This window comes from Spirosoma arcticum (assembly GCF_054779955.1).
The window spans coordinates 498,953-518,099 of the sequence record NZ_BAAGXG010000003.1; the positions used below are offsets into that span (position 1 = coordinate 498,953).

Annotated in this window: 15 protein-coding genes; 2 read left to right on the top strand and 13 right to left on the bottom strand. The window is 54.6% G+C overall.

The features are described 5' to 3' along the window. Positions 1-6 precede the first annotated feature (6 nt). The 6 genes from ACYVHB_RS09245 to ACYVHB_RS09270 all read right to left on the bottom strand — a co-directional run bounded on the left by ACYVHB_RS09245 (position 7) and on the right by ACYVHB_RS09270 (position 5,047). Positions 7-969 carry a fumarylacetoacetate hydrolase family protein gene (locus ACYVHB_RS09245; protein ID WP_461051420.1) on the bottom strand — a complete coding sequence of 321 codons (963 nt, stop codon included), beginning with the start codon at positions 967-969 and terminating at the stop codon, positions 7-9. Between the two features lie 51 nt (positions 970-1,020). Then, on the bottom strand, positions 1,021-2,340 hold the full coding sequence (gene hisD / locus ACYVHB_RS09250) for a histidinol dehydrogenase (protein WP_461051421.1): 1,320 nt from the start codon (positions 2,338-2,340) through the stop codon (positions 1,021-1,023). An 8-nt stretch (positions 2,341-2,348) separates the two neighbouring features. Further along, positions 2,349-3,467, bottom strand: coding sequence for an alpha/beta hydrolase family protein (locus ACYVHB_RS09255; RefSeq protein ID WP_461051422.1), 1,119 nt, complete (start codon positions 3,465-3,467; stop codon positions 2,349-2,351). A 127-nt stretch (positions 3,468-3,594) separates the two neighbouring features. Further along, a complete protein-coding gene (locus ACYVHB_RS09260) occupies positions 3,595-4,587 on the bottom strand; it encodes a VOC family protein (RefSeq protein WP_461051423.1) in 993 nt (330 codons plus the stop codon). Positions 4,588-4,704: 117 nt separating this feature from the next. Further along, complete coding sequence (locus tag ACYVHB_RS09265) at positions 4,705-4,887, bottom strand: alcohol dehydrogenase catalytic domain-containing protein (RefSeq protein ID WP_461051424.1); 183 nt, start codon at positions 4,885-4,887, stop codon at positions 4,705-4,707. A gap of 4 nt (positions 4,888-4,891) precedes the next feature. After that, a complete protein-coding gene (locus ACYVHB_RS09270) occupies positions 4,892-5,047 on the bottom strand; it encodes a hypothetical protein (protein WP_461051425.1) in 156 nt (51 codons plus the stop codon). Positions 5,048-5,270: 223 nt separating this feature from the next. Here ACYVHB_RS09270 and ACYVHB_RS09275 point away from each other — a divergent pair, with 223 nt between their 5' ends. Beyond that, positions 5,271-7,304, top strand: a complete 2,034-nt coding sequence (locus ACYVHB_RS09275) for a M13 family metallopeptidase (protein WP_461051426.1) — start codon at positions 5,271-5,273, stop codon at positions 7,302-7,304. Between the two features lie 33 nt (positions 7,305-7,337). Here the strand turns inward: ACYVHB_RS09275 and ACYVHB_RS09280 are convergent, their stop codons facing one another. The 6 genes from ACYVHB_RS09280 to ACYVHB_RS09305 form a co-directional block, all read right to left on the bottom strand. Continuing rightward, positions 7,338-8,231: a helix-turn-helix domain-containing protein gene (locus ACYVHB_RS09280; protein ID WP_461051427.1), complete on the bottom strand. Its 894-nt coding sequence runs from the start codon at positions 8,229-8,231 to the stop codon at positions 7,338-7,340. Positions 8,232-8,251: 20 nt separating this feature from the next. Then, complete coding sequence (locus tag ACYVHB_RS09285) at positions 8,252-9,016, bottom strand: SDR family NAD(P)-dependent oxidoreductase (RefSeq protein ID WP_461051428.1); 765 nt, start codon at positions 9,014-9,016, stop codon at positions 8,252-8,254. Between the two features lie 5 nt (positions 9,017-9,021). Then, positions 9,022-9,909 (bottom strand): alpha/beta hydrolase, encoded by an 888-nt coding sequence (locus tag ACYVHB_RS09290; RefSeq protein WP_461051429.1) that lies wholly within the window; start codon positions 9,907-9,909, stop codon positions 9,022-9,024. 20 nt (positions 9,910-9,929) lie between these two features. Next, the gene (locus ACYVHB_RS09295) at positions 9,930-13,238 is read right to left on the bottom strand and encodes a glycosyl hydrolase (protein WP_461051430.1); all 3,309 of its coding nucleotides are present in this window, start codon (positions 13,236-13,238) and stop codon (positions 9,930-9,932) included. A 44-nt stretch (positions 13,239-13,282) separates the two neighbouring features. Continuing rightward, positions 13,283-14,884, bottom strand: a complete 1,602-nt coding sequence (locus ACYVHB_RS09300) for a carboxylesterase/lipase family protein (protein WP_461051431.1) — start codon at positions 14,882-14,884, stop codon at positions 13,283-13,285. A 131-nt stretch (positions 14,885-15,015) separates the two neighbouring features. Next, positions 15,016-17,022 (bottom strand): glycoside hydrolase family 3 protein, encoded by a 2,007-nt coding sequence (locus ACYVHB_RS09305; RefSeq protein WP_461051432.1) that lies wholly within the window; start codon positions 17,020-17,022, stop codon positions 15,016-15,018. Positions 17,023-17,556: 534 nt separating this feature from the next. Between ACYVHB_RS09305 and ACYVHB_RS09310 the strand changes: the two genes are divergently transcribed. Next, the gene (locus tag ACYVHB_RS09310; RefSeq protein ID WP_461051433.1) at positions 17,557-17,970 is read left to right on the top strand and encodes a hypothetical protein; all 414 of its coding nucleotides are present in this window, start codon (positions 17,557-17,559) and stop codon (positions 17,968-17,970) included. A 77-nt stretch (positions 17,971-18,047) separates the two neighbouring features. Here the strand turns inward: ACYVHB_RS09310 and ACYVHB_RS09315 are convergent, their stop codons facing one another. After that, entirely contained in the window at positions 18,048-19,034 is a 987-nt protein-coding gene (locus ACYVHB_RS09315) for a formylglycine-generating enzyme family protein (protein ID WP_461051434.1), read from the bottom strand. Between the last annotated feature and the right edge of the window lie 113 nt (positions 19,035-19,147).

Sequence of the window (19,147 nt, forward strand, 5' to 3'; positions counted from 1 at the left end):
GACTGGCTAAACCACCGTGTTTCGCAGGACGCCAATGCCTTCTATTTCCAACTCTACCACATCGCCGGGTTCGAGCGGGCGGTGGACTGAAAAATTATTCTCGATCAGGCTCCCCCGGCCGACCGTACCAGAACCCAGCACGTCGCCGGGCATCAGGGTTACGCCGTTTTCGGATGCCCGCTCAATCATCTGCTCGAAGTTGTAATGGACGGTTTTGTAATTGCCTTCGCAGACTGTCACGCCGTTGATGCGGGTCTGCATTTTCAGGTCGAAACGGTCTTTTGGCCCCGGTGGAAAGCGGAGTGGTTCGGGAAAATCAGCTTCGGTGATGGTGCAGCGGTACTGTTCCATTTCGTCGGCGGTGACGATGCAGGGACCGATGGCGTTGGCAAAGTCTTTGCCTTTGTGCGGCCCCAATGGTGCTTCCATCTCGCGCCGTTGAATGGCCCGTGCAGTCCAGTCGTTGAAAACGGTATAGCCGAAAATATAAGGGCGGGCTTCGTCGGCCACAATGTCGCTGCCCGATTTGCCAATGATGCAGGCTATTTCCAGTTCAATATCCAGCTTCGTTTCCCTGGCGGGCCGTTTGATATCGTCGTCGGGGCCGTAGATCGCCTGATGATTTGTGAAATAGAAAATCGGCATCTCATACCAGGCATTGGCAATGCTGTGGCCAAACGACCGCGAGGCATTGAGCATGTGCATTTCAAACCCGATATAATCCCGGAAGCTGCGCGGATTGGGCAGCGGAGCCAGCAATGTTACATCGCTCGGGGCATACGTTGGGGCCGAATCCCGCCAGCCGTTGGCATCAATCAACCCCAAATAGATTTCTTGGTTATCAATGAAGGTGAGCATGTCAGTGGGCAGTGCGCCGTTGCTCACCTGGTTCATATCGACCACGCCAGCAGCAGTCAGCCAACCGGCACGGGTGATGCCTTCGGGGTTTTGGAAGGTTACGAGTTTCATATAGTGAAAGAGCGAAAGGGTGAAAGAGCAAGAGCGTGAAATCGAGTCACGTCATCCAGTCATTTGCACGCTTTCATTCTTTCGCTCTTTCACCCTTTCACTATATCTTCTTACCCGCAAATCCGCCTGCGCCTGGTGGCCTGCGAAGTTCTCAATGGCGCAGAGCCGTGAGCAGTATTCGCCAATCAGCGCACTGGCTTCGGGCGTCCTGATTTCCTGATACGTGCAGGTTTTCAGAAACTTACCGACCCATAAGCCCCCCGTGTAGCGGGCCGCTTCTTTGGTAGGTAATGTATGGTTGGTGCCAATCACCTTGTCGCCGTAGGCCACGTTGGTTTTGTCGCCCAGAAATAAGCCGCCGTAGTTGGTCATGCGCTCCAGAAACAGGCGCGGATTTTCCGTCATTACCTGCACGTGTTCGGAGGCAATGCGGTCGGCTTCCGAAATAAGTTCGTCCACCGTATCGACCAGAATTACCTGACCATAGTCGCGCCAGGCGACACCCGCAACATCGGCGGTCGGGAGCGTTTGCAGTTGGCGGTCAATTTCGGCCTGAATACCATTGGCAATGGTCGGACTGGTGGTCAGCAGGATGGCGGGCGAGGTTGGCCCGTGTTCGGCCTGTCCGAGCAGGTCGGTAGCGCAGGTTTCTACGTCGGTGGTGTCGTCGGCAATGACGAGCATTTCGGTCGGTCCCGCGAACAGGTCGATGCCCACTTTGCCGTAAAGCTGCCGTTTAGCTTCGGCGACGTAGGCGTTGCCCGGTCCCACGATCATGTCGACCGACTGCACGGTTTCGGTGCCGAGCGCCATCATCGCCACCGCCTGAACGCCACCCAGCAGGTAGATTTCGTCGGCCCCGGCCATGTGCATTGCCGCCACCGTTGCCGCTGGAATTTCGCCCTTTATCGGTGGAGTGCAGGCAATCACGCGCTTCACGCCCGCCACTTTAGCCGTCAGTACGCTCATGTGCGCCGACGCCACCATCGGGTAGCGACCACCCGGCACGTAACAGCCGACACTGTTGACCGGAATGTTTTTATGCCCCAGAATCACGCCCGGCAACGTTTCGACTTCCACATCGCGGATCGCTTCGCGCTGAATTTGGGCGAAATTGCGGATTTGGGTCTGCGCAAACCGGATGTCGTCCAGCACCTGTTCGGGCAGCGTGGCGATGATACGCTCAATCTGCTCCGCCGACAGCCGGAAGCTCTCCGGTGACCAGTTGTCGAGCCGGGCCGACAACTCCCGCACGGCGGCATCACCTCGTTGGGTCACGTCGGTCAGCATCCCTTCAACCGTGGCCCGCACCTGTGCATCCGCTTCGCCCGATTCGGCGTAGGTGATTCCTTTTTTGATTTGTTGTATCATAGCCGTTACTAATCCTGAGTAAGTTCCTGCTGCAGCCAGTCGAGCATCGGAAACGCTTTGGTGAAGTCGTCAACGTGGCAATGCGCTGAACCCGTGCTGCCCTTGGGGACGATGTTGATGTACCTTTCGCACGTCAGCGCATCGTAGGTTTTGTACGCGTTCTCGACGAAGTTCTGCCGGTCATCCTCGCCGTGGGAGATGAAGGTTGGCATGGTTATTTTCTCCGCCACGCCTTCGAGCGTAAACTGCTTTAGTTTCTCGCGGGCCTCGTCCATTGTCTGCGCGTCCACGATGTGCATCACAATCGGGGCCAGCGGGTGATTGTCGGGGCGGTTTTTCCAAATGTCGTAGTAGCTCCAGACAGCCCCCCAGATGGCACAGGCCCGGAAACGGGGTTCAAAAGCCGCCGACCGGGCCGCCATGTACCCGCCCATCGACACGGCCATGATACCAATTCGCTCCGGGTCGAAAATCGGGTAATTAGCCAGCACCCAGTCGAAAGCCAACGTCGCCGGAACCTCGTAATCGTAGCGCGTATGGATGCTATTCAGCCGCAACGCTCCCCCCTGACCGGGTCCGTCGATCACCAGCAGCGAGATGCCCCGTTCGTTGAGCAGGGCACCGGGGCCGTACCACATCTCTTCGGCGCAGCTATCCAGTCCGCCAAACATGATCACCAGCGGGCTGTTTTGGGGCAGCTCCTTCGACGCGTTGAAGAGGTAACCCGGCAGAAAGGACTCTTCGTAAGGGATTTCGACAATCTCGGGTTGGTTGTCCCAGAGAACAATGCTCTTGCGGAACGCGTCGACCGATTTGACGTAGGCCGGTAATTTATCAGTATCGTTCAGTTCCAGAAAAAACTCGGCCGTACGCAAATAATTGGAAGCCCGTAAATAAGCGGCCCGTGCGGTAACGAACCGATTTTCGGACGCGGCTTTTTCGGCTTCGGCGAAGGCTTTTTCACCCTGCTCGTGCCAGGCTTCGTAAAACGAATGTCGATTACCGACCTGTATTTTAGAGGCCGCTTCTAAACACTGATTAAACTCACCACCCCCATAATGACTCTGCGTCAGGATGCGAATGAGCTGGTAGGAGAACATATAGTGCTCCGGGAAATAATGCCACATAAGGAAAGGGAGGATGGAACCGCACCGGCGGACTGGCAGATTTTCATGATTTCTAAGATTTACAATGATCTTAATTTATCATAATCATCATAACAATCAGCCGGTCCGCCGGTGCGGTTCTATTAGACTAAATATCAACGGGTTTAACTACGCCATCGGTAAGGCCGAGCTTCTTGCCTTTGCCCATTTCGGCAAACGGATTGGCCGTTCCCCAGGCATCGTTCGGGTTGTCTTTCAGATAATGCAGGTCCGGGCCGTGGTCGGGCGCGAAAATCAGGCGGGCACCGGCGTAAAACTCAAAAATAACACCGCTGCCGGGGTCGATGATGTAAATAAAAAAACCCTCGTCGGCTTTGTGGCGCGTGGGTGCCCCCATCACACTTTTAAAGCCTTTTTCAGTAAAATAATCGAGGGCCAGCAACACCTCCTCCCGACTGTCGAAGTTGAAAGCGATGTGGTTCAGGACACCCTCGTCCGGTTCGATGTTGGGGTCGGTGAATACGGCAATGTCGTGCGAGAGGTTGCCAATGGTCCATAGCCCGCCGATGGGCGGAATCTCGTCGCTCATGCGCACCTCATCGGGGTTTTTCAGGCCCATGCCTTGCCAGAACTCCTTTTCTTTCTGGTACTGGAATTTTGCCACCATAGTCGTCACGTGGTCGAACCGGCGGGGGTTGACGCCAAGGCGTCGGTTGCTGGCGTAGCGGTCGGCGTAGATACTGCCCCGTTCACCCGTTTCGCGCAGCCAGACCACATCCCAAAACACCTCGTGCGTATGACCCTCGGGCGACAGGAATCGGTAAGCCCGGCCGTGCCCTAAGTCGCCATCGACCCAGCCCTGTCCGGCCCCCGTTTGTTCGAGATAGGCCACGCACTCTTCCAAGGCTTCGGCGCTGTCGGCCCGCCAGCCCAGATGCCCCAAACCAGCCGTTTCGCGGGCGGTGACTTTCAGGGTATGGTGAAAATAATCGCCCCAGGCTCTGAAGTAGACTGACTCGTCATCACGCCCGGTTTCGTCCAGCCCAACAATGTCCCGAAGGAAATGAACCGATTTCTCCAGATCGGGCGAATAGATCTCGATATGTGCTAATTGGGAGAGATAATGCGGGTTCTTCGCCATGATTTAAGGATTCATGTATTTTATGATACAAAACTAATAGAGAGGGTGGCAACGCAGATAAGCGGCAAACGGCAGAAACCATGCAAAATCCGGCAATTTCTTATGGACATCATTGTTTTACTCCGTTAGTAACCGCTTCATTACCCGCTCACACGCCCGAACCGCCATTGCCACCGGAAGGTTGGGAACCCCGTATACGGCATCGCCTTTTTGAAAGCCAGTTACGTCGCTGCCCCATTCTTCTACTACGCCTGCCGCATCCCAGCCTAATGTCATGGGCAATTTAAAAAGAGATTTCAACGCGTCATTTGCGCCATTGCGAGTGACCCAGTCGACCGGGTTTCACGCCACTGGCGTATACGTTTACCAAAATTTCATCCGGTGCGGGCACCGGACGTTTTATCTCTTCAACGTTCATGACCTCCGATCCGCCGAACTGGTGAATTCGTACTGCTTTCATAATAGCAATGGTTCTGTTTATTGATGCAAGAAAGGTCATCACTTCTTGAAAAAGCGATTTAGCCAAAATGCCTTTTGGTTTAGTCAAAACAGCCGGTCAGCATTGGCCTGGCACCCAACGCGGGTTGGCAACCGGATAAAAGTAGCGGCCGTTCCGCTCCCAAATTGATTAACTTTGGCAGTAGTGTACTCTGAAAGCAGGAACTAAACGTAACCGATAAGCCATGAAAAGACTGGTCTATTTCTCGCTAATGCTGTTGCTGGCCGGAGCCTGTCAGCGAGGTTCTATTCCAAATGCAACTAATTCGACAACAAAACGCGTCGTCATAACGGGGATAGACGGGTCTAAAAAACCCGGCGATGATTTTTTTACGTATGCCAACGGCATCTGGAACGATACCGCCCGGATACCAGATAGTCAGGCCGGCGTCGGTTCGTATTCCTTTATGAATTATCCGCAACGCATCCGGCTACAGGCGATCCTGGACAGCGTTTCGGCAGGCCAACAGTCGGCCGGGAGCATCGAACAAAAGGTAGGCGATTTTTATGCGTCCGGCATGGATACGGCCGCCATTAATAAACGCGGTTATGAACCCATCAGGCCCCTGCTCGTCCGAATCGATGCCCTAAACGATGTACCCCAGTTGCTAACGCTGGTGGCTGACCAACAGCAAGTAGGTGATCGATCCATCATTGGCTTCTACGTAGGCCCCGACAACCGGCAGAGTACGGTCAATATTGCGCAGTTCAGTCAAACCGGCATTGGCTTGCCAGAACGGGAGTATTATTTTAAGACCGATTCGTCAACCGGCACGGTTCAGAAAGGATACCGTAACTACCTGAGCCGCCTGTTTGAACTCACCGGGACTGAAGCAGCTACTGCCGAAAAAAACGCAGCCGTTGCCTATGACATTGAAAAACAGTTGGCCACCGCCCATAAAACGAATATTGAACGTAGGGACGTGAAGGCCAACTACAATAAACTGGCGGTCGCTGATTTGGCAAAAAAACAGCCTGCCCTGCGCTGGACAACGTTGCTGAACGACTTAGGGGTACGGGCTGATTCCGTCAACGTGTCACAACCGGCTTATTATGATAAGCTGAATGCGCTGTTAACGGCCGTTCCCATCGATGATTGGAAAGTCTATCTAAAAGCCCGTGCCCTGACCAACTATGCAACGTACCTGAGCCAGCCGTTTGTGGATGCGTCGTTTGCGTACACCAAAATTCTGACCGGGCAGGCGGTTAAGAAAACGCGGGCCGAAGACATGACACAGGCGGTTGATGGTTCGCTCGGCGAGGCACTGGCCCAGTTGTACGTGAAAAAATACTTCCCGGAAGAGGCCAAAAAACGCATGGCTGTCCTGGTCGACAACCTGAAAAGGGCCTTTGAAGCCCGGATCAACAAGCTGGATTGGATGAGCGATTCGACCAAGACCAGGGCAAAAGAAAAACTGGCTGCCTTCACCGAGAAAATCGGCTACCCAGACAAATGGCGGGATTATTCAAAAGTGGACGTAAAACGGGACGCTTACTTTGAAAACCGGTTGTCGGCCGCTAAAAATGATTATCTCCAAAGCGTAGCTAAAGTGGGTCAGCGGGTCGACCGAACGGAATGGCACACGACTCCGCCCACGGTAACGGCGTATAATAATCCTCCGCTCAATGAAATCGTTTTCCCGGCGGGCATCTTACAGCCCCCCTATTTCGACGTGAATGCCGACGATGCGCTGAACTACGGCGGCATTGGCATGGTCATTGGCCACGAAATAACGCACTCGTTCGACGATCAGGGCGCGCAGTTTGACAAAGACGGCAACGTGACCAACTGGTGGACCAAAGCCGACTATGCCAAATTCAAAGCAAGGACTCAGCAGGTGATTGACCAATACAATACGTTTACCGTGCTGGATTCGGTGCACGTAAAAGGTGCCCTGACCGTGGGCGAAAACACCGCCGACATTGCCGGGGTTGCCATTGCCTACGATGCCTTTAAATTGACCGAGCAGGGTCGGGCCACGACGAAATTAGATGGCTTTACCCCCGATCAACGGTTCTTTATTTCGATAGCCCGCATCTGGCGGGTAAAAACCAGGAACGCGTTCATGGGCATGTACGTAAACACGAATCCGCACTCACCGGCCAAGTGGCGTGTGAACGGCCCGCTGATGAACTTCACGCCTTTTTACAACGCCTTTAACGTGCAGCCGGGCGATAAAATGCACAAACCCGAAAAGGACAGGATAGTCGTTTGGTAAGGGTAGGACTATCAGACAGCGCAACAATGCCGGTCAAATACTGCCGGTCAATTGCTTATACTGTTTGGGGGTAAAGCCCGTTTTGGCCTTGAAAAAGCGGGTAAAATCGCTGGGCGTTTTCTCAGAGAGTTTATAGGCTATATCGCCAATGGAAAGCCCCGTTTGCGAAAGCAGCACTTTGGCTTCGAGCAGCAACATGTCCATCAGTAAATCCTGGGCCGATTTGCCGGTTATCGCCCGAACGCATTTGTTCAGGTGGTCGGGCGTAACCGAGAGCAGTTCGGCGTATTCGGTAACGTGCTGTTTTTTATAGATATGCAGCGACAGCGCGTTTTTGTACGATTGGGTAATCCGAAATGCCGCATTCTTTTTGGCCAAAACCGGCGGCTGAGCCAGTTGCTTCAACTCCGTAAAGAGCGCCATCAGATACACTGCTACCACCGAAAAGTCGGTCAGTTCGGGCTTGGCATACTCCTGTTCGAGCCGGTTGAGTAATGGGTTGACAGTTGCCGGGTCGACCAGCACTAATGGATCTCCGTCCGGCTGTAGAAACGGACACGCCCCGCTGATGCTGTTGTTCGGAAAAACCTGCTCAACGATGCCCGGATCGAAATGACAGAAAAACCCACGCGCGTCTTCGCTCATCGACTCATGGGTCGAAATCTGATAGGCAGGCAGAAAAAAGAATGTATTCGCCGAAAACCGGTATTCATTCAGCCCTTTGCTTCGCTTCGACTGGCCGTGGGTGAGAAAAAGGAAATCGTACAGCGTTTTGCGGTGCGGCAGAATCGGAAACCGGAGTTTTTCGCGAATGTCTTCAATCCGGTTAATGTGAAACAGCAAATGCACAGCCGGGCGGATAGGCTGCCATTCGGAGTTCCGAAAATGGTAGTCGTCCAGTTCGCCCGGCTTGAGTGTCTTTATCATGTCGGATTTAAGATCTCAAATTATCTTAATGGTCTTCCGCCATCAACGGGAATAATACTGCCGGTGGTGAACGTCAGCGTGGTCGCTAACGCCAGCACGGCATTCGCTACATCGGCGGGGACGGCTAAGCGGCCCATCGGCGTCAGGTCGGTTTGGGCCTGAATATAGGCCGGGTCGAACTGCCGGGCGTAGTCGCCCATGACCCAGCCCGGCGCTATCGACACCACCCGAATTTGGGGAGCCAATGCCCGCGCTAAGGAACGGGTCATGGAATCCATTGCTGCTTTAGACGCACAGTACGCCACGTTACTACCGATGCCCGTTTGCCCCGCTACCGACGAGATATTGACGACTAACCCGCCTTCGTCCGTCGCCAAAAGGGATTGACAAGCCCGGATCATGGCAAAAGCACCCCGCCAGTTCGTCATAAAAATACGGTCAATCCACTCATCGGTCAAGCCGTCGAGATCCTCGTGCGGCACCGGCGTCGTGACGCCCGCGTTGTTGACCAAGATATCTAACCGTCCGTAGCGCTGCGCCACAAAACGGGTCACCCTACCCAGCGATTCACTATCCGTTACCGACGCCTGAACGACCGCGTGGCCTTCGCCGGACAACGTTTCCAGCAGCGAATTAGCCTTGACCGAATCGCTGTTATACGTCATGACGACGGTGGCCCCAGCCTGGGCCAGCGTCCGGCTGATGGCCGAGCCGATGCCCCCCGCCCCACCGGTAACGACGGCTACTTTACCGGTCAGCAGGTCAGGCGTTTGCTGGGTTGACATTCCGTTCATTCGGTTAGATACCCATTCAGTTTCAGCCAGTCGCCAAACCGGTCGATCCACGTGTCAGTGGGCAGGTTCTGTTTCCGCATCCCGAACCCATGACCGCCTTTCAGGTACATGTGCAACTCAGCCGATTTACCAGCCGCGATCCAGTCATTGTATAGTTTGGTACTGTGAGGAGCGAGACCCAACTGGTCGTCGGTAGCGGCACAGACAAACAGCGGGGGCGCGTCGGTCGGGACAACCTGATGGGCAATTGCACCCGCGCCGAGGTACGGATAAATCGGGGCCAGAAAATCGGGCCGGTTGGCTGCATTGTGATCAAACCCAACGCCCATTGTCACCGTGCCACCCGCCGAGAAGCCCATCAGCCCAATTCGGTTGGATTGGATGTTGAATTCCTTCGCGTGTTGCCGCACATACTCCATCGCCCGCCTGCCATCGGCAATGGCTAAAGGAATGACCGGGGCGTTCTCGGCATCTAATTTTTGCTTATCGGCCATCTTGGGCATCAGCTCGGCGACGGGGTCATTGGTCAGACTGCGCACCACCCGGTATTTGAGCACGAAAGCCGCTACGCCCTTTGCGGTCAGCCACTTGGCTACCTCGATACCCTCGGAATCAATCGAAAGCGTATGAAACCCGCCACCGGGCGCAATAACCACCGCCGTGCCCGTGGCCAGGTCGGCGCTGGGCAGGTAGGCGGTCAGCGTCGGGGTGCTCACGTTGTAAACAACCCGCGTTTTGAACAGATTGGTGTTATTCTCGGCTTCGTCCCACGTCCAGCTCTCAGAGCCGGGGGCTTTGCCTTCATACAGACGAATGACCTGCTGAGCCTGGATAATCGGGCTGATAAGTACGCCCAGTATCAATAAAAGATGACGTGACGACATAGATTTTAAGCGTTTAGGAATTACTTCGACAAAATCCGCACCGGTCCCATCAGGCCCGACGGCAGCAGGGGCGAATCGGGTTGATAGAACGGCATGGTGGTGAAGGTGATCTTGCTGGTGACACCCGGTTGGGCATCGCCAATGAGTCGGTTCACCCACAGGTTGGTGACCTTGATTTGGACAGTGTTCGCGCCGGATTTCAGGGCCTCCGTTATATCGATCTGGAAAGGCTTTTTCCAGGCGATGCCCACATTTTTTCCATTGACAATGACCTCGGCCATATTTTTAACATCTCCTAAATCAAGGACATACCGCCCGTTTCTGGCCACTGCTGGCAGGTTAACCGTATTCTCGTACGTGGCAGTACCCGAAAAGTACTTGATGCCCGCGTCGGTATTCTCAGACCACGACGCCAACGTGTTGACTGTAGCCTGCGCGGGTGCCCCCCGGCCTTCCTGAAAAGACACTTTCCAGTTTCCATTCACCTGAGCTACGGTTGACTCTGTAACCGCCGGTTTTGTGTAGGAAGCCACCGTCGTTTTTTCGCTAAACACGATGAAATAGGCATCCCAGGACTCGAACTTGAGCGGTATGATAGTACGGCCGTCTTTGATCTGGTACGATACGGTTTCGGTTTTGCCTGTTTGGGGATGCCATAACTTGGGAACTTTACCCGTTACCCGAAAGCTAACCGTAGCTTCGTTGGGATCATCGCTGCGGTTGTCGAGCCAGTAAAGGTCGGTATCAGTAGTCTGTCGGTGTACGTAGAGAATGTCAGCCTTATTGCCGGTTATGTCCACGTCTTTCTGAATGCCCATTTCGCTCAATACAACGTTCATCGGCTTAGTCGATACGTTCGGGCTGCTCCAGATTTCGTTAGCAGTGTATGTAAAAGCGTCGGGATTACTGCTCAGACTGGGGGAACCTTCAGGCTTAGCACCTACCACCCTCATGCCTGCTTTGACCAATTCACCCAACTTTTTCAGGGCGGTTAGGCTCATCATGGTATTCGATGTGCCGTCCAGCACCAGCATCCGGTATTGCTGACCGCTCGGCGTAATAAGCTTGCCCCCCTCAACGCGCAGGGCTTCTTTTAACACCGTCGCATTGGCAAAGTCGAACGCGTAGCCAGCCGGGATAGCGGGCAGTTTATCGGCAAATGCCGAGGTGATGTTGTGGTTCTCGCCGTAGTAATAGAGTACGTCTACCACGGGTTTGCCCTGTTGCAGCAGGTAGCAACTCCGGCCCAAGTAGTCCATCCAGGGTTTGGCCTGTTCACTCCAGGTTTCCTGCCGGGTAAAGTACTGCCCGAAAGGCCCGAGCGAAAAGCCGGGCTTTTTGTCGTCGAGCGGCTGGTGAACGGACGTATGAATCACGAACCGGTTCAGGCCCGACGCCATTTCGAGGTCGGCGGTGCGTTTGAGTTTCTCGGGGTGCCAGCTAAACGCATTCTGAATGGAGGTCATCGACTCGGCGGCTACTAAGTTCTGCCCGTAGATATGCGCCACCGAAGCCGCTTCCCGAATGTCGGCTTCGCTGCGAACTTCTTCGTCATTGCCACCGGCCAGACTCCCCGGCGTCCACATCGCCGACATCGGTACGTCGGCCCGGCGCTTTACGTCCATGCCGTCGGCTAAGTAGATCCGGCCGTTCTCGTGCGACTCGGTGTAGCGTTTCATGCCCCGTGCTTTCAACGCATCGCCAATTACCTCGTAGTGGTTTTCAACGATTAGCTCGCCGATGGTCTTGCGGAAATCCCACAGGAACTTCTCGCTTGCTTCGGCACTGCGAACCACCCGGCCCGTCAGCACCGGCAACCAGGGCGTGAGGGCGTAGCCGCGCCGTTTCAAAAATTCCTCGGGCATGGCTTTGGTCCAGGTCATGTGGCCCGCTTCGTAGGAGTCCAGCACCATGTACTCCAGCCCTTTCGTGCCCAGTTTACCACCCGTAGCATCGTTGTACATGTCGAGGTACGTGTCGATGTATTTTTTCACGGCCACCTTGTCGAGCTTGTCCACCTCCAGGCCCGTTGCCTCGGGCGAAGCGGGGTGGTTTTTGCGACCCGTAATCGAATAGCCCAGGCGCATAACCGTCCAGTCCCCGGCGGGAGCCGTCCAGTTCAGCGTACCGTCAGCGCTCATTTTGGCCGTCAGGTCCACCACGTCTTCGGTCGGGATGGCATCGGCGTCGGCTTTCACTAAGGAGTGAGTACTTTCGTTCCAGGGGCTGAAACCGGCTTTTTGCTCGAACAGATCCACGCGGTCGGTGTTGTGCAGCACGAGTTCGGCGATGGGTACGCCCTGCGGCTTGCCGGGTTCGGTACTGCCTCCCGTCATGGCCGCAAACGTGTTAACCTCAGGCTTTTCGGTTTTAAACGTAAACCGGAAATATTTAGCCGTCGTGGGCAAAATAGCCATCGTGCTTTGGGGTATCGTGCTGCCCCGGATGATGACGACATCGCGGAAGGTGGTTCCGTCGTCGCTCACTTTCAGCATCCGGTTGTCGGGCATGCCTCTGAATTCAGCCAATGGACCTGCCGGGGCCGACCCTACGATGGTAAACGCCTTGATCGTCTGCGGGCTATCGAATTCGTACTGAATCCACGCGTCCTGCCCGACTTCTACCGGCGGCAACTCCCTGGCCTTGGCTAAGTCGCCGTCGGTCAACTCGGCTAAGCTGAACGTGCCGCCACTTGCGGTAATTTTCGGATTCATCGACGAAATAGTTTTCTCGGCAGCAGGTACACGATAGGCAATAACGGCGGCATCGGCGTAGTAGCCCGGCACCTCACTCACTGCCCCGCCGAAAGCATCCGCAGCCAGCGCGACGTTCTGAAATTTACCCGTTGTGTTCGGCGGCTGGGGCAGTTTCCCAGAAAAGGGTTTTCCGCCCGCTACCCGCGTTTCGGTCCAGACGTATTTTTTCATGGCATCGGGCGGCTGCACCCACGGCCCGCCCGTTACGCTCCAGCCAGGCGACCCGGCAATGGCCATTTCGAGTTGTAGTTTCTGGGCCAGCTCGGTCGTGTGCCGGAACGCGTCCTTCCATTCGGGCGTCATGAACACTAATTTTTTGGGTGTTACGTTGGGCGTAAACAGGCTGGCGTCGAAGTTCTGGAAGCCCCCAATGCCGACCCGCTTCATCCATTCGAGGTCTTTGGTGATACCTTCTTTGGTGATGTTGCCGTTCATCCAGTGCCACCACACGCGGGGTTTGGCGGCATTGGGTGGGGTTACGAAGCCCGTTCTGAGTCCATCAGGCGATGGCTGACAGAAAACGGTTGCCGATGGAATGAAGCAGAGCAGGAATAGGTATGTGTATTTCGTCATGACGGTAAAATGATAGTTCAGGCTTAGGTGATGATCGTCGTTCGTTAGCGCTTGCTCGGGATCGTCCGGAGAAAATCAAGGGCGGCCCCGTCCGGTAATCGTTTGGCCGCTATCCGGGTATCGAATACCATAACCTGCTTGTCTTTGCCCGAGTAAGCAGGCCACTGAGGAAGTTGCTGACCGTTGGGGTCACCGGATTTTGCGAAGTTTATCCAGTAGGACGACATGTTCCGGGCCAGTTCAGTATCGACTGATTCCAGGGGTCGAAGCCGATGGTCAATAAATTGCAGGTTGTCGTAGGCATAGGCTACCTCCCCCGTATGAAACGCCCCGTACTGGGCATACTCACCCGTAGCGGGCACTTTCCGGGTAAACCGGTAGACATACACGTTTTTCCCCTGCTGGCTCTGGATGTCCGCCCAGATGTAGTTTTGTAGGCCGAAGGTCATATCCCTGGACATTTTCACCTGGGAGCTGGCAGCCTCCTCATCGGTGCCACCCGGATAAAATCGTAGTACCGTTTGCGCATCGGCCCCGTACTGCCGATCAATCGCTGTGCGGTAGGTGCCCGCATTTTTTAGGGGGCCGCGAAGCATTCCTTCGTCCTCATTCCAGCCCGTCAGCAGCGTTACTTCATTTTGTTTACCGGCCCTGAAGATGTCGGCAACGGATTGGGGTAGGACATAACCGTCAACAATAGGGAACTGGCCCGGCATTTTTTGGAGAATTTCCTCAGCGGGTTTCGCCCGGAGTTCCCGCAGCGATGAAGCCCCGGCCGACTGCGCCAGTTTAAGACCGGCTTCCTCCGCTTGCCGAAGCGTTATAGGCGGATTCGTGAAATTAGCCCCGCTTTGCGCAATCGCCCTTTTGAACAGATTTTTGGCCACCGGGGAGGCTACCAGACAATTAACGCTCATGGAACCGGCCGACTGCCCCGCAATGGTTACGTTGGTTGGGTCACCGCCGAAGTAGGCAATATTTTGGTTGACCCATTGCAAGGCCGCAATCTGATCCATCAGGCCATAATTTCCCGACGCGTTGCGCACCGGCCGGTCCCGCTCCGGCGTACCGGCCGGTGCGGTGGATTCCCCCGATTCTTGGCTCAGTTCCGGATGGGCAAAGAAACCAAACGGCCCTACCCGGTAATTAATACTGACAAAAATGACGCCCTTGCTGGCCACCGCTTCGCCGTCATAAATTGGAACGGAACTGCCTCCACTGCTAAATCCTCCGCCGTAAATCCAAACGAGCACGGGTCGTTTTTCACGATCTGATTTGGCCCCCGTCCACACGTTAAGGTAAAGACAATCTTCGCTGATTGGCCGTTGGGGAATTAAAAATTCGGCACTCCAGGGGCCGAACGCCGAGGGAGAACGCTGCATCGGACTCGGTCCAAACGTATCGCAGGTACGAACCCCCGTCCAGGAGGCAACCGGCTGGGGTGATCTCCAGCGCAGGTCGCCAACCGGCGGAGCGGCAAAGGGAATTCCCCTAAAAATATGAACAGCTCCGCTTTTGCTACGGGTGCCTGCGATAAGTCCTGTCTTAATTTTTACGACGCCCAGGTCATTGGGGCAGGATATGAAGGCAATCATTCCTACGGTGGCCAGAACAGAAATCAAAAACAAGGACAATTGCTTTTTCATGTATGTAATGTAGAAATAGGTACGATCAGGGTTAGCCTTGCTGCCTCTTAGCCGCTTTTCAATACCGATAGAACTTGATTTTGACTATGCTATACTCATCCCATACGTCTCCATGTTGGTTCTGGTACGGGTCAATAGCTTAGTCCGGCACCGAATTTGAAAAGAGCATATCCCTTGCCTTCGCTGTGTCCCGGCACATCCGACTTGTTGTCGGCTACCGCTTTTTCTGAACTGGGTATCGTGAACGGCAGCTTACCCGTTGGTTTAAACGCTCCGCTCACAATGTCGGTCAGGGCATCGGCGGTCGTACCGAACGTGGCCAGCATCGTTTTGGTTGTGCCCGCGTCCAGTTCATCCAGCACCCAGGGACTCGAAAAGTTGATCGCGAGGATAGTCGGCTTAGTTTTCAGCAGTTCGTTGACGTGGCCTACATCAATCCGATTCTTTGATAAGCTCAACTCAATCGGCTTACCGGTGGTGCTGAACAAGCCGCCCGCGTTTGGAATCAGCCACAACAGCACGACGTCGGCTTCTTCTTTCGTGGAAACAAACTCAAGGGAGTTCGGCTGACCCGTTGGCTTAGCCACCTTTATGGGGCTGTTGCCGCGTCCGTTGTCGTAGTAGGTTTCAAAATAAACCTTGATTTTTGGCTTTAAGGGGAGCAGTTTGGCTTGGTTCTGCAACAGGACGATGGACTTGCGCTGAGCCAGGTCGGCGCGTTTCTGGAACTCCGCATTACCAACAAGCTGCCCGGCTTTTTCGGCATCGACGTACGGGTTTTCAAACAGACCCAGTTCAAACTTTTCGGTCAGCAACCGCCGAACCGATTCGTCGATACGAGCCTCCGAAACCAGTCCCTGTTTAACCGTTTCCAGCAAGATGGTGGGGTCAGCCGTTCCCGAAAAAATATCGACACCCGCGTCAATCGCTTTCTGATAGCGTTGGTGCAGGGTGAGTTTTTCAACGCCCCAGGGCATCATATCAATAGGTCCGGTATCGGAGTTGATGATTCCTTTAAAGCCTAATTGCTTGCGCAGTAAATCCTGGATGATGGTTTTGTTGTAGGAGAAGCCTACTTCGTCGAACCCCTTTCCTTTAGGAGCCGAGTAGTACGGCATAATGGCGGAGGTCCCGGCCTCGATGGCGGCCCTGAACGGTTTGACGTGGTAGTCGAAGTTACCGCCCGGATAATGCGCAAATTTCCCCCAGTCAAAATGAGAGTCCTGCCCGTTTTCCTGTGGCCCCCCACCGGGGAAGTGCTTGGTCGTCATGGCGACCGACGTGTTGCCCAATTTCGCTCCCTGGAATCCCAGCACAACCTCCCGTATCATGCTGGATGCCCAGTCGGCATCCTCGCCGAAGGTGCCTTCAATGCGCTGCCAGCGGGGTTCGGTGGCGAGGTCGGCCATGTACATGTAACCTTTGCGGAGACCAACCGCCGACCATTCCTGGGCCGCAATCCGGGCAAATTCACGGGTAAGTTTCAGATCGCGCATGGCCGACAAGCCTAACTCGCCCGGCCACTTCGAGAAAGCCGTCGTACCCACGCTCAGGCCAACAGCCGCATCGATGGTTACGTGATTGCGGGGATTGGAGGCTACAATGGCCGGAATGCCCAGCCGCGACGTTTCGCAAAGCGCCTGTAGGTTGTTGGCCCACTCGGCGATGGTGCGGGCGGGCGGATTAGCCCGGAGAATGAAGTGACGAAGGTGGTACTGCGTCACGCCTTTGGTGGTTCCAGCCGCCGACATGGTTGGCACGGGCAGCGGCTGGCGGGTAAACATATTGTTCGGCTGAACCAAATCGTCTTCGTTAAACCCGCTTGTGATTTCAGCTCGGGGTGCGTTGGGCTGGAAGGCGTTATCCCCCGCCATGCGCGTGGTACAGATAAGCATAAACCCGACTTTTTCAGCCAGTGTCATCTGACTCAGCAAGTCGTTCACCCGTGCCGCAATGGGCTGCCGCCAGTCTTCGTACGGGTCCAGTTTATTGTTTTTGTTTAGGTCTTTGAACTCCAGCAATTTATCGCGCAACAGCGCGACGGTCCGCTTGCCCAGCACTGGCTGAACGGACGGCTGGGCAAGCGCCGTAGCCGCTGCCAGCAAGCTCGTTATCAGGTATAAACCGGTTTTTTTCATCTACTTTTTACAGTTTCTCTGCGTCACCATTCCTGGCGTTTAGCCCGTTACGCGGTCGGTGATAAGGGTAACGATTAACTGATTCGTACAGCGGTTTTCCTGAAGCTGAATTGAGCCTATAATTTCTTGTACAAATTTGATGGAAGAACACGGAGAGAAATTCGCATTAAACGGCAATTTCTATGCAAAATCCGTCAATTTTCAATGTTTTGTGCCTGTTTATAGTCAAAACAGCCTATTTTCCGTGATCGGGTAGCCGAAACGGAGATAATTTGTCGTTTAGAACATAACCGCGTTGAGGTTCAGGACTCGAAGTTTTGGCACATACAGCCTTAAATGAGGACATGGCAACTGTGGTGGTGCTGATGGTTGGTATGGTATTCACAATTTTGTTGAAAACGGTGACCACTACCAGGTTAATCTTAGAGTAGACGTTGGTGCTCGCCCCTAAATCGGAGTCAAATGAATAGACTACTTAAGTTATACTTGTCAGTTGTGAGCAGCATGAGTGTTGCGTGTTTGTTGCATGGGTGTATGACTAAAAGCGCTGACCCTTTTTACTTGCTGACAGGTGGTACGAGAGGAATTTGGGAATGGGAGCGTACAACAACGCCAAGCCGTGTTGTTACACCACAATCGGTTGGTTACACCAAGCAGTTAGCTGTTTTAACTGACAACCAGGGTGCTTACATCGCTTTTTATCGGAACGATAGTTTACAGCGCCGAGCCAACGAAACTTCTCGTGATACACTTCATACCATAGTGGATAATAAGCGGAAAACCGTTTTGATTAAATATGGAGGTGCTGGCTATGTCATGTACCACGTAAGACAAACGGGTAAGAATACGGTGCTGACTGTAAGTGAGTTTCTTAATCCGTATACACCTCAGGCAGATACCGTACATAGTGTATACAGACCTGTAAATAAACAGCTGTACCCATACTAATCACTTATTCAAGAATCATTCGGCAAGTACATTGAGCTACTCAAAAAGTTCTTTGGGTAAACAGGTAGAAAGGGTTTCTATAAATCCCTGACGCACCGAAAGCCAACGTGCATCAGGGCGGTTTCAGGCGTACTGAACGAGCGTCCCGACACCCGGTAGCCGTGACACCAGCCCGGCTCGCACAGGAATGAACCGCCCCGCATGGCTTTCTCCTGACCGGCATCGGGCAAACGTCCGGCGGTAACGTCAGCATACGAGCTTCGCCAGTCGGTGCACCACTGCCACACGTTGCCCGTCATATCGCTCAGGCCGAGGGGTGTTTTGCCAAAATAACCCACCGGCGATGTGTGATGAAACCCATCGGTACAGGCATCTTTTTCGGGAAACGTGCCATTCCAGGTGTTGGCTAAGGCCCTGCCGTCGCGGGTGGTCAGTTCATTGCCAAACGGATAGAGCGTACGGGCGTTTACGCCGTTGCGGGCCGCGTGCTCCCACTCTATTTCAGACGGTAGCCGCTTACCCGCCCAGCTTGCGTAGGCCGTTGCATCATGCCACGATACCTGCGTTACGGGGTGATCGTCGGGCGCGGCTGGCGCGTCAGGCCCCAGCGGACGATGCCAGCAGGCTCCCCTGACCAGCGTCCACTCCTTGGTTATGTCGCTGAAAACCGCCCCGTCGCCGAAGGTTTCGGCCTGGGTTTTGTGTTTGGTGGCCTTCACAAACCGGCCAAACTCAGCCACCGTCACCGGGTGCTGATCTATCCAGAAGGGCTTCACCCGCACCCAGAACGTAGGCTGCTCCTGCGGCAATCCATCGTCCGAACCAATCAGCGTTTCACCCCCGCGCACAAACACCATGCTGGCCGGGGCATTTACCGAAGTTAACGTGTCAGCCCGCATTTGTCCAGCTCCGGGCCGCGCCGAACCGGGCTGGCCGATGAGCGTTACGGTCGTAGTTAGTAGAATGGAATCAGGGCTGGTTTGCGTCGGTTTCCGGTCCGTACAGCTTTGAATGACCGCCACAGTCAAGGCCGTTACCCATACCCGAAAGAGCCAGTGGTTCATAAAAGACGGGGCAGTGGAGAAGTTGTAAAGTAATATGAATTCGGAATTAGACTGAACCCGCAGAAGGTTGGTCCGTAGGACCTTAACAGCGCAGGGTCGGTAGATACGGGCAA

Excerpts from the sequence above, each read along its gene's own strand:
- ACYVHB_RS09280 (WP_461051427.1), bottom strand. The coding sequence starts at position 8,231 with ATGATAAAGACACTCAAGCCGGGCGAACTGGACGACTACCATTTTCGG.
- ACYVHB_RS09295 (WP_461051430.1), bottom strand. The coding sequence starts at position 13,238 with ATGACGAAATACACATACCTATTCCTGCTCTGCTTCATTCCATCGGCA.
- ACYVHB_RS09310 (WP_461051433.1), top strand. The coding sequence starts at position 17,557 with ATGACTAAAAGCGCTGACCCTTTTTACTTGCTGACAGGTGGTACGAGA.
- ACYVHB_RS09315 (WP_461051434.1), bottom strand. The coding sequence starts at position 19,034 with ATGAACCACTGGCTCTTTCGGGTATGGGTAACGGCCTTGACTGTGGCG.
- ACYVHB_RS09270 (WP_461051425.1), bottom strand. The coding sequence starts at position 5,047 with ATGAAAGCAGTACGAATTCACCAGTTCGGCGGATCGGAGGTCATGAAC.
- ACYVHB_RS09300 (WP_461051431.1), bottom strand. The coding sequence starts at position 14,884 with ATGAAAAAGCAATTGTCCTTGTTTTTGATTTCTGTTCTGGCCACCGTA.
- ACYVHB_RS09290 (WP_461051429.1), bottom strand. The coding sequence starts at position 9,909 with ATGTCGTCACGTCATCTTTTATTGATACTGGGCGTACTTATCAGCCCG.
- ACYVHB_RS09245 (WP_461051420.1), bottom strand. The coding sequence starts at position 969 with ATGAAACTCGTAACCTTCCAAAACCCCGAAGGCATCACCCGTGCCGGT.
- ACYVHB_RS09260 (WP_461051423.1), bottom strand. The coding sequence starts at position 4,587 with ATGGCGAAGAACCCGCATTATCTCTCCCAATTAGCACATATCGAGATC.
- ACYVHB_RS09255 (WP_461051422.1), bottom strand. The coding sequence starts at position 3,467 with ATGTGGCATTATTTCCCGGAGCACTATATGTTCTCCTACCAGCTCATT.
- ACYVHB_RS09285 (WP_461051428.1), bottom strand. The coding sequence starts at position 9,016 with ATGTCAACCCAGCAAACGCCTGACCTGCTGACCGGTAAAGTAGCCGTC.
- ACYVHB_RS09275 (WP_461051426.1), top strand. The coding sequence starts at position 5,271 with ATGAAAAGACTGGTCTATTTCTCGCTAATGCTGTTGCTGGCCGGAGCC.
- ACYVHB_RS09305 (WP_461051432.1), bottom strand. The coding sequence starts at position 17,022 with ATGAAAAAAACCGGTTTATACCTGATAACGAGCTTGCTGGCAGCGGCT.
- hisD (WP_461051421.1), bottom strand. The coding sequence starts at position 2,340 with ATGATACAACAAATCAAAAAAGGAATCACCTACGCCGAATCGGGCGAA.